This is a genomic window from Oleidesulfovibrio vietnamensis (genome assembly GCF_055388115.1).
In genome coordinates this window covers 1,428,501-1,442,988 of record NZ_AP042419.1, presented here as the reverse complement: position 1 = coordinate 1,442,988, position 14,488 = coordinate 1,428,501, and the positions used below count along the sequence as shown (strand labels likewise).

At 58.0% G+C, this 14,488-nt stretch carries 14 protein-coding genes; 8 read left to right on the top strand and 6 right to left on the bottom strand.

Annotated features, from left to right (window positions below; genetic code table 11):
- The first annotated feature begins 85 nt into the window (after nucleotides 1-85).
- Both ACZ5D1_RS06275 and ACZ5D1_RS06270 read left to right on the top strand, forming a co-directional pair.
- Nucleotides 86-1,939 (top strand): motility associated factor glycosyltransferase family protein, encoded by a 1,854-nt coding sequence (locus tag ACZ5D1_RS06275; RefSeq protein WP_162147937.1) that lies wholly within the window; start codon nucleotides 86-88, stop codon nucleotides 1,937-1,939.
- A gap of 247 nt (nucleotides 1,940-2,186) precedes the next feature.
- The gene (locus ACZ5D1_RS06270) at nucleotides 2,187-2,486 is read left to right on the top strand and encodes an MTH1187 family thiamine-binding protein (protein ID WP_011368283.1); all 300 of its coding nucleotides are present in this window, start codon (nucleotides 2,187-2,189) and stop codon (nucleotides 2,484-2,486) included.
- A gap of 47 nt (nucleotides 2,487-2,533) precedes the next feature.
- On the opposite strand, the gene ACZ5D1_RS06265 is transcribed toward ACZ5D1_RS06270, so the two are convergent.
- Nucleotides 2,534-3,949: an MATE family efflux transporter gene (locus tag ACZ5D1_RS06265; RefSeq protein WP_011368284.1), complete on the bottom strand. Its 1,416-nt coding sequence runs from the start codon at nucleotides 3,947-3,949 to the stop codon at nucleotides 2,534-2,536.
- A gap of 149 nt (nucleotides 3,950-4,098) precedes the next feature.
- Here ACZ5D1_RS06265 and ACZ5D1_RS06260 point away from each other — a divergent pair, with 149 nt between their 5' ends.
- Together ACZ5D1_RS06260 and ACZ5D1_RS06255 are read left to right on the top strand one after the other, a co-directional pair.
- Nucleotides 4,099-4,767, top strand: a complete 669-nt coding sequence (locus ACZ5D1_RS06260; RefSeq protein ID WP_011368285.1) for a phosphatase PAP2 family protein — start codon at nucleotides 4,099-4,101, stop codon at nucleotides 4,765-4,767.
- The gene (locus ACZ5D1_RS06255) at nucleotides 4,754-6,823 is read left to right on the top strand and encodes an ArnT family glycosyltransferase (protein WP_464556265.1); all 2,070 of its coding nucleotides are present in this window, start codon (nucleotides 4,754-4,756) and stop codon (nucleotides 6,821-6,823) included. Before ACZ5D1_RS06260 ends, ACZ5D1_RS06255 begins: the two co-directional genes overlap by 14 nt.
- A gap of 142 nt (nucleotides 6,824-6,965) precedes the next feature.
- Here the strand turns inward: ACZ5D1_RS06255 and ACZ5D1_RS06250 are convergent, their stop codons facing one another.
- The 5 genes from ACZ5D1_RS06250 to rpmB form a co-directional block, all read right to left on the bottom strand.
- A complete protein-coding gene (locus ACZ5D1_RS06250) occupies nucleotides 6,966-8,003 on the bottom strand; it encodes a rhomboid family intramembrane serine protease (protein WP_464556263.1) in 1,038 nt (345 codons plus the stop codon).
- A 3-nt stretch (nucleotides 8,004-8,006) separates the two neighbouring features.
- Entirely contained in the window at nucleotides 8,007-8,582 is a 576-nt protein-coding gene (locus tag ACZ5D1_RS06245; RefSeq protein WP_027181246.1) for an FxsA family protein, read from the bottom strand.
- A 228-nt stretch (nucleotides 8,583-8,810) separates the two neighbouring features.
- Nucleotides 8,811-9,701 (bottom strand): DMT family transporter, encoded by an 891-nt coding sequence (locus ACZ5D1_RS06240; protein WP_011368289.1) that lies wholly within the window; start codon nucleotides 9,699-9,701, stop codon nucleotides 8,811-8,813.
- 89 nt (nucleotides 9,702-9,790) lie between these two features.
- Nucleotides 9,791-11,028 (bottom strand): IS3-like element ISDde2 family transposase gene (locus ACZ5D1_RS06235; protein ID WP_455697283.1). Its coding sequence is split into 2 segments (ribosomal slippage): nucleotides 9,791-10,674 and nucleotides 10,674-11,028, totalling 1,239 coding nucleotides; the frame shifts between segments, so codons are not numbered across the junction.
- 106 nt (nucleotides 11,029-11,134) lie between these two features.
- Nucleotides 11,135-11,344, bottom strand: coding sequence for a 50S ribosomal protein L28 (gene rpmB / locus ACZ5D1_RS06230; RefSeq protein ID WP_011368290.1), 210 nt, complete (start codon nucleotides 11,342-11,344; stop codon nucleotides 11,135-11,137).
- Between the two features lie 196 nt (nucleotides 11,345-11,540).
- Between rpmB and ACZ5D1_RS06225 the strand changes: the two genes are divergently transcribed.
- From ACZ5D1_RS06225 to ACZ5D1_RS06210, 4 genes are all read left to right on the top strand, one after another.
- The gene (locus tag ACZ5D1_RS06225) at nucleotides 11,541-12,080 is read left to right on the top strand and encodes a YceD family protein (RefSeq protein ID WP_011368291.1); all 540 of its coding nucleotides are present in this window, start codon (nucleotides 11,541-11,543) and stop codon (nucleotides 12,078-12,080) included.
- A gap of 60 nt (nucleotides 12,081-12,140) precedes the next feature.
- Nucleotides 12,141-12,323 (top strand): 50S ribosomal protein L32, encoded by a 183-nt coding sequence (rpmF, locus tag ACZ5D1_RS06220; protein ID WP_011368292.1) that lies wholly within the window; start codon nucleotides 12,141-12,143, stop codon nucleotides 12,321-12,323.
- A complete protein-coding gene (gene plsX, locus ACZ5D1_RS06215) occupies nucleotides 12,313-13,356 on the top strand; it encodes a phosphate acyltransferase PlsX (protein ID WP_455696198.1) in 1,044 nt (347 codons plus the stop codon). Before rpmF ends, plsX begins: the two co-directional genes overlap by 11 nt.
- A 63-nt stretch (nucleotides 13,357-13,419) precedes the next feature.
- Entirely contained in the window at nucleotides 13,420-14,412 is a 993-nt protein-coding gene (locus ACZ5D1_RS06210; RefSeq protein ID WP_011368294.1) for a beta-ketoacyl-ACP synthase III, read from the top strand.
- Nucleotides 14,413-14,488: the final 76 nt, after the last annotated feature.

The following is a 14,488-nucleotide window of genomic DNA, read 5'->3' as shown; positions in this document are numbered from 1 at the left end:
GGTCAAAAAAACGACACCGGAGACAAAAACAGACCGCGGATACCTTGCCGGACACTGTCGGCAAGCTTTTTGCTACTACCGCGTCATGAACAGCGCACTTTTTTCCGCTCCCAACATGCAGGCTCTGGCCGCCACCTGCCGCCCAGCAGCGCAGTGGCTTTCGCACATGTCACCGGATATCTCTCCGCTGCTGGCAGCCATGGGCAAAAACAGCCATGGCATGACAGACCTGCAGTTGCCGGACGGGCGCTATCTTTTTGACGCCGCCCCTCCCGCTGTCTGCTACGGTAAATGGATTCCGGATTCCGCACACCGCAAAGACAGCGGTCCGGCAGCAGACCGGCATAATCTGGCACGCAGCGCCACTGTGGTGATAGGCTGCAACGTGGGCTACGGGCTGGTGCATCTTATCGACAACACACCGGATACACATAAGATACTGTTACTCGAACCGGATGCCGCCATGCTGGCTCTGTGCCTGTCGCAGTCCGACTTCAGCCCTTTTATCCGCTCCGGCAAGCTTACCGTGCTTCCGCCCGACCGCACCGTGGTACACGACATAATCCGCAGGCTGGATGTACAGTACCTCTTCGGCAGTATTCACCTGCGTGCCGACCTGCCCAGCCAGCAGATATCGCCGCTGTATGCCGAATGGGCGAACATAGTGCACGGCATGATGGACAGTTTCGGGCTGGAGATGCTGACACTGCGCAAGGTGCAGGACACCATGGTGTCCAACGAGCTTGCAAACTTCCGCACGGCACTGCGCAACGGCAGTCTCAATCCGCTTGAAAACATGCTCAGGGGACTGCCCGCGCTTATCGTCGGCGCCGGACCTTCGCTGGAAAGCAACGGACCGGTCATCGCCCCGCACACCGCCGACGCAGTCATCGCCACATCGCTGCAGGCGCTGCCCGCCTGCCGCAAAGCAGGTATAAAACCCCACTTCTGCCTTGCCATCGACTGGGGTGAAGTAATGACCGCAGTGTACAACCGGCTGGATAATGAATGGGCGGCCGATATCCCGCTCATCTATTCCACCAAAACGCGCCATGAAGTTGTCGCCCGCTACCCCGGCCCCGCACTGCCGCTCTGGACTGTGGGCGGTCTGGCCACCTTTATCGGAGGCAGCGGTGATCTGGTGCTGGAGGCAGGCAGTAACGTCAACGTGGCCATTGTGCGTCTGCTCTACTGGGCAGGAGTACGCAGATTCACGCTGCTGGGGCAGGATCTGGGGTGGAAAGGCGACCGCAGCCACGCCAGCGGACACCACGCCACCATGCTCAGATCGCATCAGGCAGCCAGAGACATCGACGGCAACCCCATACGCACCGACAACAAATTTCTGGCCGCAGCCCGCGAACTGGAGCAGGATTTCCGCATTCACACGGACATCGAAGCCTACAACATATATGGCGGCGGACTTCCCATACACGGAGCGGCCAACATAACGGCACAGGATGCGCTGGACAACAACCTGCTGCAGGCCCGCGGGGCAAGTCTTGACAAACTGCGTCTGGCATTGCAGCAGGCCATGATTCCCTGCAACCAGCCGGCATGGGAACCTCGCGAAGAACAATGGCGTTCAAGCCTGCGGCACGTCCAGCGCCGGCTGGAAAAACTGCTGCGCAAAGCCGCCCGCAACCACGATGACATCACAGCCACCCTGCGGCAGGTACACGCATTTCTGCGGCAGGACCCGCTTTATCTGCCGTATCTGTACAACGAAATCATGGACATAGCCGGAATGGGACTGGGCAGACTGCGGTACGGTCCCGCCGACCTTAAAGCCTTCAAGGATATCGTGCGCAGAGTGCTGCACAAAGTCCGGCATATGGACAGCGTGCTGTGCACTCCGGCCCATGACAGCTGCGTCCCGGTGTCCGCCGCCTCGTCCGCATCGGGCGGTTCTGTCCGTCCGCAAGCGCAGACACTCTGACCGCCAGCGACACAGCCAGGCCGCCGCTGCCGTAAACGCGACGGTACCGGACGGCCTGTGTCCGGCCGCGTCAAACAGCACCTGCCGCAAAAGCCCGCACCGGACCGCAGTCAGGGGGGATTGCCCGCAGGCCGTGACGCACACGCATTGCCATCTGCCGCGATCCGGCGCTATCATTCATTTTTCAATCAATCTTTGCGTGCCGTGCGCGCTCTGCCGCCGCACGGCGCCCGCACAGGAGCTGCATATGAGCGTAATGGCAGAACTGGCCATGTTTCCCATGAATCCGGCCACAGGCGGCAGCCTGAGCCCCTATGTGGCAAGGGTTCTCAATATTGTCCGCGCCAGCGGCCTCGGCCACAGTCTGGGCCCCATGGGCACAGTCATCGAAGGCGAATGGGATGAAGTGATGCAGTGCATCACAGCATGCTTCCGCGAGCTGGAAAAGGACTGCGACAGAGTCTACATGACTCTGAAGGTGGACTGGAAACGCGGAACACGCCCCCGCATGGAACAGAAAACACAATCCGTGCTGCAGAAACTGTAGCCGCGCATCAAAAAAGGCCTTCCCCGTGGAAGGCCTTTTTTACGGTATCAGCAGGGTCCGGCATCCGGACTGCGGCGAACTGTTTCAACCACTTTCATGGAACGCCATTTACCGCCCCTGTAGCGCAGCAGCGCCGAAAGACTGAGCGCCACGGCGTAACAGGTAAGCACCACCCACAATGCGATGAGACCGGCGTCGAACCACAGCCGCATGATGACAATGACCGCCACCATGCATGCACAGCCCACCACCATGGCCCACATGACAAAATAAGTGTCTCCCGCCCCTTTGACAGCGCCGAAAAACACCAGCGACAACGCGTCGAACAGACAGTAGAACGCCACAAAACGCATCAGCACCACACCGGCTTCGCGAATGGGAACATACTCCTGCACACTGACATCCTGCGGCCGGAACATATCAAGCAGCACACCCGGAAAAATGATGAACATCACACCGATGCACAGCATCCACGCCAGCGCCAGATGCAAAGTATTCATGGCGGCGGTACCTGCCGCATCGGGTTTGCCCGCGCCGATGGCCTGCCCCACCATGGTGCTGACTGCTATGTTCAGCCCCAGCATGGGCAGAAAGGCCAGCGAATCAATGGAAAACACGATATTGGTTGCCGCCAGTTCCACTCTGCCCAGACGTCCGATGACAAAAACAAAAAACGTAATGGCAAAAATCTCAAAAAAATAGTTCACACCGCTGGGCAGGCCGTAACGCATCATGCGCAAAAAAAGCGCCCGTTCAAAACGCCAGTTGCGCAGAACGCCGAACATGGCATCGTGACGGCGGGTAAACGTGGCAAGCGCCAGAAAGAAAAATGTCAGCGCCCAGCCGGCCACCGTGGCAATGCCTGCCCCGGCTATGCCCAGTTCGGGCAGCCCCCACGCACCGTAAATCAGCGCGTAATCAAGCGGGATGTTGATGATCATGGCCGCGATGTTGGCCACCATTACAGGACGGGTAAGCCCCCGACCGGAAAAAAAGCAGCTCAGCGCGCTGGAAAGCAGCATGAACACCGCTCCCACAGTCAGTACGCGAAAATAGATCACCTCCAGCCTGACCACCGGCGCAGGGTGTCCGGCAAAGGAAAACATAAACGGCGCGACAAACCACAGCAGAGCCAGCAGCACTCCGCCCATGAGACTGAAATGAATGGCCTGCCACAAGGCGGCACCCACACGGGCAGGCGCAGCCGAACCGCAGTACTGCGCTATGAAAACGTTGGCATATCCGGCAACGCCTGTAAAAAACAGCAGAAACAGCAGGTTGACAATGGCAGCAGGCAATGCGGCCGCAATGGCGTCCACGGAATAATGGCTCAGAAAAAGCCGGTCGGTGAACTGCATCACAGTGGACGAGGCCATGCTGATAACAAGGGGCAACCCCACGCCGAGCACATCGCGATAGCCGTTGGGCATGCCCCAACGTGCACGCAGGGAAGAAAAGAACATCAGGATACTCCGGAACAGAATTAGATGACTAGTGTACGGAAAGGAACTTGAATGTGTAATCACACTCACAGGGTAAGTCAATCACTCGCAACCGCAAAACCGCACCGGCTCAGGCTTCACTTATGGCGTGTTTCAGCCTATAAGGCGGCATGCGTACCAGCCATTCCGCACTTGTATACGCGCTCTGTCTGCTGCCCATGATGATCATGCTGGCAGCCGTGGCACTGTGCATCGGCACCGGCGAGACAGTGACGACGTTTTTCAGAGCTTACAGATACCAGCACCCCGATCTGACGTACTGGCTAACCATACTCACAGACTGGGGCAATCCCTTTTTATATCTGGTGTACGGCACCATCTATGCCCGTGCGGCCAAAGGCTCTGTTCTGGCCGCGCGCAATCCGCAGGAAGCCCGCAGCAGACGCAATTTCGTGCTGGCCTGGATAATAGCCCAGCTGCTGGTGGCGTTTCTGCTTGTGCGCATTTTCAAAATAACCATAGGCAGCCCCCGGCCCAATGCGGACGGCACATTTCAGCCGTTCTCCTTCAACTCCGGGCACAATTCGCTTCCCTCCGGACATACCACTGAAATCGTGGGGTCTGTACTGCCGCTGGCCTGCGCCGCAAAACGGCGCGCCGGAATATTGCTTTCCGCGCTGCTGGCAGTATACGCCGCACTGGTCGGCTTCAGCCGCATATATCTGGGACAGCACCATGCGAGCGATGTTTTTTTCGGCACGCTTACGGGTGCTTTTTCCGCTTTACTCATGCACACCGTCTGGACGCACCTGAACAGGAAAAACAATGACGCAAACTGAAAACACTCCCGATGCCGGTCAGCACGATCTGCACTCACAGACCGTCACGCCCGACGCTTCGACTGAAGCGGCACCGGCCGCACCGCAGCGTACAGTCTGCGAACGCATTCTGGATATTCTGGCTTTTCAGCCCCTTATTCCGCTCACCATTCTTCTGGCGCTGCAGACCGTGTTCATGCTTGACGCACGCGCGCTATGGTATTCCGACGAAGTCCGCTATGCCAACGTGTTCGAACACGTGGTCAATGCCGGTAAATGGATTGTGCTGCACCTGAACGGTGTGCCCTACCCCGACAAACCCCCTGTCTACTTCTGGCTGCTGGAAGGCATCAGGCAGGCTATGCAGGCTGCCGGTATCGCCGGTGACGCTCCGCAGGGCATCGGGCCGCGCCTGTTCTTCAGCGGTGCGGCTGTTTCTGCCCTTTTTTATATCTGGGCCACATATGCACTGGCCCGGCGTGTGGCAGCCGCAGACAAGCGCACGGCTCTGGGAGCCGGACTTGTACTGCTCAGCGTATTCTACTTCATCGGTGTGTCGCACTATTCGCGCATGGACCTGCTCTTCGCCGCACTGATCACGCTCAGCCACATATGTCTTTTCACCGGCTGGAAAAAAGAAAAATCCACATTCTGGATTGTCTGCGGTTTCGCCTTCGCCGCGCTGGCTACCCTGACCAAAGGCCCTCTGGGGCTTGCCTTTCCGCTTGTCACATCGGTGCTCTTTCTGCTGTGGCGCGGCAAACCGCGGCGGCTGGCAGGTGCAGATGTGGCGGCCGGTGCCGGTGTCATGCTCTTTATCCTGCTGGCCTGGGTCATGGGCGCGTATCTGACGGAACAGCCGGACTTTCTTTACAACATCTTCCATGACCAGATATACCGCAGAGCCACCCATACATGGCACCACTCGCAGCCGTGGTGGCACTATATGGCAACTCTGCCCGCCGCCTGGATGCCGTGGACCCTGCTGCTGCCCGTGCTGCCTTTCGGCTTTCTGCTGAGTAAAAAAGGGGCCCGTGCCGTGGCCGCTTCGCGCACTCCGGAAAAAGAAGGCATGGCCTATCTGTGGATAGCTTTTCTCAGCGGATTCGCCATTCTTTCGGCCGTCAGCATCAAAATCATCATCTACCTGCTGCCTCTTTTCGCTCCGCTGGCGGTGCTTACCGCAGGCGGTATACTGTCCCTTTCACGCGCACGCGCCAAATGGCTCATGCGGCTGATGGCACTGCTGCTGCTGGCGCTGGCCGCAGCGCTGGTCACCCTGCAGCTGGGGCAGATGTTCGGCTGGGAATGGCTGACCAAAGCCGTCCGCTGGCCGCTGGCTCTGGAAGGATTGTGGATTCTTGCCGCAGTCAGTGCAGCAGGAGCGGCAATCATGTGGGTTGCGGCGCCTGCCGCCGGCGGGGCCGGTGCGCTGCTGCTGGCAGTGCTGTTCACCACCGTATGGATTCAGCCGCTGGGACTTATCACTGCTCCCTCCATGGATAACGTGATGAGCCCGCGCATGCAGGGTGAGCTTATCGGCAGCTACATAGAAAAAGGCTACACCCCCGTGACGTATAAAGTCTATTCGGGCACTTATACGTTCTACGCCGGTGCCGACCTGCTGGAACTGGACGAATGGGCCGATGTGGATGCCGCCGTGTCAGCCCACCGGAAAACCGTGGTCGCCATGCGCACCAAACACTGGGACACATGGGAAAACAAACCCGCAGACATGCGGGAGGTAAGCCGGCAGTGGATTGTGGATCAGGAATATGTCGTTGCCGTGCGCGAGACATCCTCCCCCGACCAAACAGAGGTCTCTGCCCAAACAGAGGTCCCTGCGAAGTCCGGTCAAACCGGTGAGCCTGCTGACCTGCCCGCAGATTCAGCCACCGCGCCGGTTCAGCTTCCCGCTGCCAATGCCACCAACAGTACGGCAACACAGCAATCAGCCATAACGCCCTCTGCCGACATACCTGCGGACGACGCTCCCCAAGCGGACAGCGCCGCAGAAGAGGGGCATGAGACATCCCCTGCAGATGCTCCCGCGCAGGGCAATGCCACCACCATCTGACAGACGGTGTACAATCCATGAAAAAACACGGCGGCGGAACACAGGTTCCGCCGCCGTTCTGCTGTGCGCGACTGCCGCACAAAAAATTCCGGCATATAATGCAACATACTGCCGGTACAGATGAAAGATAAAACCACAGCCGCTACATATACACAGCCAGAGCGCAGCCCCAGGCGGCGCCTGTCAGCAGCACTGCGGCCAGTCCGCAGCATGTCTGCATCCACCTGCGGCTGACAACGGCGGCCCCCCCGGGATGCAGCAGGCCTCCGCTCAGCCTGCCCGCGGCAAAACCGCACACAAGTCCGGCCACATGTGCTGTAATGTCGGTACGTTCTCCCTCCATGCCCAGCATGGCAAGCAGCCCCAGTCCTGCAGCAATGACCGCAAAAGCCTTCACACGGCCCTGCCTGCCCTCCAGAGCCAGCGTTATGCCGCACAAAGCCCCCACAGCGCCGAAGACACCTGTGGAGGCCCCCATACTCAGATAGTCATAGCCGGAAAACAGAACACTGCAGACATTGCCGGCGGCACCGGCCAGCAGCACAAGCAGCCAGCCCGCACCGGCACCGGTGCGACGGCAGAGCAAAGGCATAAACACACCGCCGGAAACAACATTGCCCAGCAGATGGCCGCTGTCGGCGTGCAGAGTAAGCGCGGTCACAACGCGGAACCACTCGCGGTCCACCAGCACACGCATGCCGTCCATACGTCCGGCTTCGGCCCATTGTTCCGCAGCAAGCCCGCCAACAGCTGGTAAAAAATGATTGAGCCACGGCCACCAGTGCATACGCACGCCGTGCCAGACGGCCAGACAGAGCAGCACCCAGTAAGTGACTGCCGCAGTTGGAAAAACCGGTGCGGGAAGCGGCACCGCTGCGGCGGGGGTATTTTCATGTTCGGCGCGGAGTATTTCCGCGGCAGCCAGACGCTCATAAAGCAGCGGCACATACAACGCCGCCCCCCATGAACGGTGCTGCAGCCGGTAGGGAATACCCCGCGATGCCAGCACCAGCGGCCATGCCGGAGCTACTCCGGCCCGCACACGCAGTCCGGAAGCCGCCAGCAGAGGCACCACATCGCACCACCAGCGCGAAGCTCCGCGCCGGACCATGCGGTGTCTGCCTGTCCCGGTCGTCCCGCCCCGCAGAATGGTACCTGAACGTCCGGCAGAAATGGCCACAGGCTATTTCCGCCGCGGACCATCCGCATCGCAATCGATGACGCGGGGGTCATCCTGCGAACCGTCTTCCGCGGCTTCACAGTCTATGACAACAGTCCTGCGCGGCTCTTCCTGTGCTTCGGGACCGAACCCGCCGGAATAGTAGGTACGGGAATAAAATGTTCCGCCGCTGCCGAACCCGCCGGAAAACTGCGAGGAGCGGGCTGCCCCGTGCACCTGCACCGAGCTGGCGAAACTCCGCCGCAACCGGCGTGCCAGCGGCGCTCTGGTAAGCGGGAAAAGCAATACAAGTCCCAGCGCATCGGTCATGAGACCCGGTGTTATCAGCAGAATACCGGCCACAAGAATCATCAGGCCCTCAACCATCTCATCAGCAGGCATGACACCTTTATCCAGCGACTGACGCACCTTGAACATGGTGCTCAGCCCTTCCGTGCGGGCCAGCCATGCACCGGCTATGCCCGTAAGTATGACCAGCAGTATGGTTGAACCGGCACCGATGGCGCTGCCGACCTGAATGAGCAGATACAGCTCGATGAAAGGGATTATGGTAAACAGCAGTAAAAGGCGTAGCAGCATGGTGACCCCTGTTATGGCCTGTTATGGATTGATTGCCGGTTTTCCGGCCATGCACTGGTACTAAGCATTCCGCGACAGTTGTAAAGCGCAGTCATGCTGCGACCGGCAACAGCACGGCAGACCGCACATTGAGTCAAAGTACCGCCCATGGCAAGCGGCCGGTGCGGCACGGCACGGCAGGAACATACAGGGACAAACGGGCACAAAACGAATCACACAGGCCGGACATCACCCCGCAAGGGCTATCATCGCAGCACCGGCCCCCATGACACAGGCACCGGCAGTTCGCCACAGCGTTACCCGCTCGCCGAAAACCAGACGGCCGAAGACAACGGAAATGATCCCGTTGAGCCGCTTGACCGCTATCATATACGCGGCCGCCACCAGCGTGATAGCAAGATAGTGAAAGACAATCTGGCCGAACATGCATACCCCCAGCGCGGCACCGGCAAGAGGCCGTTCACGCAGACAACGCGGACTGACGCGGGTAAAACCGAAGATAAGCAGAAGCATCAAGGTGTTATGAATGGCGAAAAACATGGCCGCGGTGTACATGGGGGTTCCCAGCAGGGCCAGTTTTTTAGATAAGACAGCGGTCAGGCTCCAGATGAAAGCCGCCAGCAGCATAAGCATGCTGCCTTTTTCGCGGTATACCGCGCGGAACGGTTCCAGCAGGGCCGCACCGGCGCCGCAGGTTCTGCCTGAAGCGGCAGGAGCGCGGTTAAGCAGCCAGCTGCCGGCCACAATGCATGCAATACCCGCCACGCCCTGCGCCGGTATCGCTTCACCCAGAATAACGTAGCCGGTGCCCAGCATGAACGCCGGTGTAAATGAAAGAAAAGGAACGGTGAGCGAGATGGGGGACAGCCTGATGGCCCATGTCTGTATAAGAAACGCCGCCATATTGAGGGGCAGCATGACAGCCATGACGCTCCAGAACCCCTGCTGCACCTCGGGTGCATCGGACAGCAGCAGATATCCTGCAAACAGGGGCAGGCTCCAGGCCATGGGCCAGACAATCATCTCGTACGGCGGCCTGTCGCCGAAAAAGCGCTTGAAGAGCACAGCTTCACCCGCAGAAAAAAAGGCAGTGGCCAGAGCCAGAACAAACCACAGCATGACAGGCACCCCCGTTGACTCGGTTCAGTTACACCTTACTTCTTTACGGGCTGACCCGTCCTAAAATGAGTTGACGTTTTTTAGATTGTTCAAGTTTGGGCTGTGAGGGCAACCTCACAGCCCATTTTATGTACATACTCCGGCGTCTTCATATTCAGGCTAAGATGAGGACGCTCCGTATTATAGATTCCGATCGACTCGTCCACAACTGCCTTCAACTCATCGTAACTTTTGCATGGCACAAATAGAAACTCTTGCTTCAGGATGCCATTCACCCGTTCAGCCAAAGCGTTCTGATAGCAATCGTATCCATCAGTCATGGAACAAAGCATCCCTGCCTTACTCAACTTGTCTTGGTAGATGGTCGATGCGTACTGAAGCCCCCTGTCAGAGTGGTGGATTGCCTCTTTGGTAGTCAAACGGTTCCTGGCAGCTTTTTCCAGTGCCTTGGACACCCCTTCAGCTCCAAGATCCCGATTGAGGCTATGTCCCATGATCTTTCTACTATAAGCATCCGTCACCAAGGTGAGGTAGTAGGTCTGCTCTCTTGTCGAAAGATATGTGATGTCACTAACAAAAACCTGCTCCGGACTTGATGGTCGGATATCTTTAAACAAGTTCGGGTGCTTCTTGAGCCAATGCTTTGAATTTGTTGTTTTTGTGTAGTTTCGTTTGCGCCTTATGAGCATGTGCTCCTTTCGTAACAACGCGAACAAAGCATCGCGACCAAGCTTGATTCCCTTTGCGCTGATAGCATCGCACAGCAGCGAATACAGCTTTCTGGTTCCAAGCCGAGGCATTCTGGCTCTGACGGCAAGCACCAGCTCTTTCACAACTTGAAGCTGGATAGCTCGGAATTCAAAACGCTTTTCGGCCTGATAAACAGATTGGCGGCTCACCCCGAGCTGCCTGCAACAAGCCGCCAAGCTTACTTTGGCTTTTTGTTGAAGATTTCGTGCAGCTCGGGGGTAAACTTTTTTCTTATGGCAGTCCCGTATTCGCGGTCTGAAATGTCAATCATTTCGTTGAGAAGCATGTTCTTCAGCCTCTCGTCCCTCAGCTCCCGTTCCAATCTTCTGATTTGCTGCGCGGGAGTCTCTTTAGCTTTTGGCGATTTACTCGAATGTACCACAGGCTTGCTCCAATCAAGAGTTCCGTGCTTTCTAAGCCAGATAAGCACAGTGCTGCGCCCTTGAATACCATACATCTTCTGAGCCTGCTTGTATGTCATTTCGCCTTGTTCCACTTGAGTCACGACGGATATTTTAAAGGCCATCGTGTAGTCTCGTTGGGTGCGCTTTACATGCTGATTCTTTTCACTTTCCATGAAATAGGCTCCTTACTTGTCAACCTATTTCAGGACGGGACAGGCAACGAAAAAAGGCCCGGACAGTATTCTGCCGGGCCTTTTGCGGTCGTATGCGAAACCAACCTTATGCGGTCTTCTTTACCACAGGCTTTACCACAGCACCGGAGCGCAGGCAGCGGGTGCACACGCTGACGGTCTTAATCTGACCGGTAGGCAGCTGATGGCGGGCGCTCTGCAGGTTGGGCATGAAGCGGCGCTTGGTCTTGATGTTGGAGTGGCTCACATTATTGCCGGTCTGGGGCTTTTTGCCGCAGAATTCACATTGCTTTCCCATGACGACTATCCTCCATATATGAAAAACAGAATACGTTTCGCGAGTTTTGGACCCCTCCCGGCGATCCGCTGCTTGCACGCGAGGACGGAACGGCCAAGGAAGGAGGGTTTCTTATAACGACACTTAAAAAAAGGCAACCCTTTTCTTGACAAACAAAGAGATACACATGTAGAAATCGCCTTCCGCGAGGACAATTATGCCTGAATTTTGGATCCTGATAAAAGACATTCCCGCCGGGGGCAAGGAATTTTCCTTCGACGAACCGGCCATCTGGGAAAATCCCATAGCGGAATTTTCCCTGCCCTATGCAATCCGGCGTCCCCTGACTGCGCAGGTCTTTCTGCTTGCCCAGCAGGACGGTGTTCTTGTAAGAGGACGCATCACCGGCCAGATAGCGGTACCCTGTGACCGCTGTGCCGAAGATGCCGTCATCGACATCGACCACCAGTTTGATTCTTTTGAACTGCTGCCCGGCGATGACACAGAAGACACCGGCGACGACGAAACCATTATCGGACCCGCTCCTGACGGAGCCGGTGCCGGCATGGAAATGGGGCGTTTGCTGTGGGAAGAATTCATTGTATCGCTGCCTGCCAAGCCGCTTTGCGCCTCCGGCTGCAAAGGGCTGTGCCCGGTATGCGGAAAGAATCTCAATGACGGGAAATGCGGCTGCGACACAGAGCAGTACGACCCCCGTCTGGCCGCTTTGCGCGGCCTGAAAGTAACAAAGCACTAAACGCCTTTACGGCTCACTTCCGCGCCGTCCGCGCGGACGACAAAGAAAGAGAGGATAGTCATGGCTGTTCAACAGAACAAAAAATCCAAGTCCAGAAAGGGTATGCGTCGTTCTCACCACCGTGTGGCCGTTCCTTCGGTTGTGTACTGCGCCTGCGGCGAACCCGCACTGCCCCACCGTGTGTGCAACAGCTGCGGCTCCTACAACGGCCGTCAGGTGCTCAGGCAGGACGATGAGCAATAGCGTTCCGGTGATCGCCGTGGACGCCATGGGCGGGGATCACGGTCCCTCCATAGTTGTTCCCGGCGCCGTTCGGGCCGCCCGCGAAAACAGTCTGAAGCTTATCCTGGTAGGCGACAAGGACGCAATCAGCGCGGAACTCAATAGGCTGCCCCTTGACGGGGTGGCCTATGATATTGTGCACGCCAGTCAGGTGGCGGGCATGGAGGAAAAACCCTCCGACATCCTGCGCCGCAAAAAGGATGCCTCCGTACAGGTGGCATGCAGGCTGGTGCGTTCCGGTGATGCAGACGGCATCGTCAGCGCCGGCAACTCCGGTGCCACAGTGGCATGCGGCATGTTCATCATGGGGCGCATTCCCGGTGTGGAGCGTCCGGCACTGGCATCTGTGATGCCCACGGAAAAAAAGCCCTGCGTTCTTCTGGACGTGGGCGCCAACGTGGACTGCAAACCCTATCACCTTTTCCAGTTCGGCCTGATGGCCGAAGCCTTTGCCCGCGACCTGCTGGAAATCGAAACACCCCGCGTGGGTCTTTTGAGTATCGGCGAAGAGGAAGGCAAGGGTAACTCTCAGGTGAAGGAAGCGTACGAATTGCTGCGCGAAGCCAAAAATATCAATTTTGTCGGAAACATAGAAGGGCGCGACCTGTTTACCGGCAATGTTGATGTCGCCGTGTGCGACGGCTTTGTAGGCAACGTTGCGCTGAAGCTGAGCGAAGGGCTTGCCAGCTCGCTTGCCCGTCTGCTCAAGCGCGAACTGCTTACCGGCATCAAAGCCAAGATAGGCACTTTTCTGGCGCGTGACGCGTTCCGGCGCTTTGCCCGCTTTGTGGATTACGCCGAATACGGCGGCGCGCCCCTGCTCGGCTTGCAGGGTATCGCCATCGTGTGCCATGGTGCTTCCAATGAAAAGGCCATCGCTTCTGCCGTAGGCATGGCGGGCACCTTCGTTTCCAAGGGCTCCTACCACCACCTTGTGGAGACCATCAGTGCCAACGAAGAGCTGACCAGCTACGGCAAGGCCGTCAAGCAATAACTACCGACCCGTGACGGCGGCGCGTTACCTGCGTCGCCGCTTCATGTTTCACGGACCCTGCCAATGACCACAAAAAGCTACATTCTCGGATTCGGCTCCCACGCGCCGGAGCGGATTCTCACCAACACCGACATGGAAGCGTTCGTGGACACCACGGACGAGTGGATCACCACGCGGACCGGCATAAAGCAGCGCCACATAGCCGCCGAAGGCGAAACGACATCCGACCTTGGCGCAAAAGCCGCGCTGCAGGCTCTGGCAAATGCCGGACTGCATGCCGACGCACTGACCCACATTCTTGTGGCCACCTGTACCCCCGACGCCATGTGCCCCAGCACAGCCTGCCTCATCGAGCACAAGCTCGGTGTTTCCGGCCTGATGGCGCTCGATCTAAACGCCGCCTGTTCCGGCTTTCTGTACGCTCTCAACATGGCACAGGGCATCGTGGCTCTGACCCCCGACGCCAAGGTGCTTGTTGTGGCTGCAGAAGTGCTGAGCAGGCGCATCAACTGGAACGACCGCTCGACATGCGTTCTGTTCGGCGATGGCGCCGGCGCCGTCATCGTGGGCAGTCACCCCAACGAGGGACGTGCCGTGGAAGTGGCAGACAGCCTGCTTTCTTCAGACGGTGCGTTGGGTGATCTTCTGCTCATCAGCGGTGGCGGAACCAGCGTTCCCTACAAACACGGCCAGCCCGTGGGTGACGAATTTTTCGTCCGCATGGAAGGCCGTGAAATATTCAAACACGCCGTGCGCAGCATGGCACGCGTGTGCGAAGAACTGCTTGAGCGCAACGGCATAGCCCGCGAAGACGTGGATATGCTGCTGCCCCATCAGGCAAACCTGCGCATTATCGAAGCGGTGGGAAAAAAACTGGGTATCCCTGCCGATAAAGTATTTGTGAATCTTCAGGAATACGGCAACACTTCCGCCGCATCGGTGCCTCTGGCACTGGCCGATGCGGACAGTAAAAACCTGCTGCCCCCCGGGCGCACGGTACTGCTGACCACATTCGGAGGCGGATTCACATGGGGTGCAGTGCTGCTGCGCACCTGAAAAAGCGTGTATAACCGGTAACCTTCCGGAATATAAGATACTCGCTGCCGAAATTCACAATTGAAGTTACACTGTC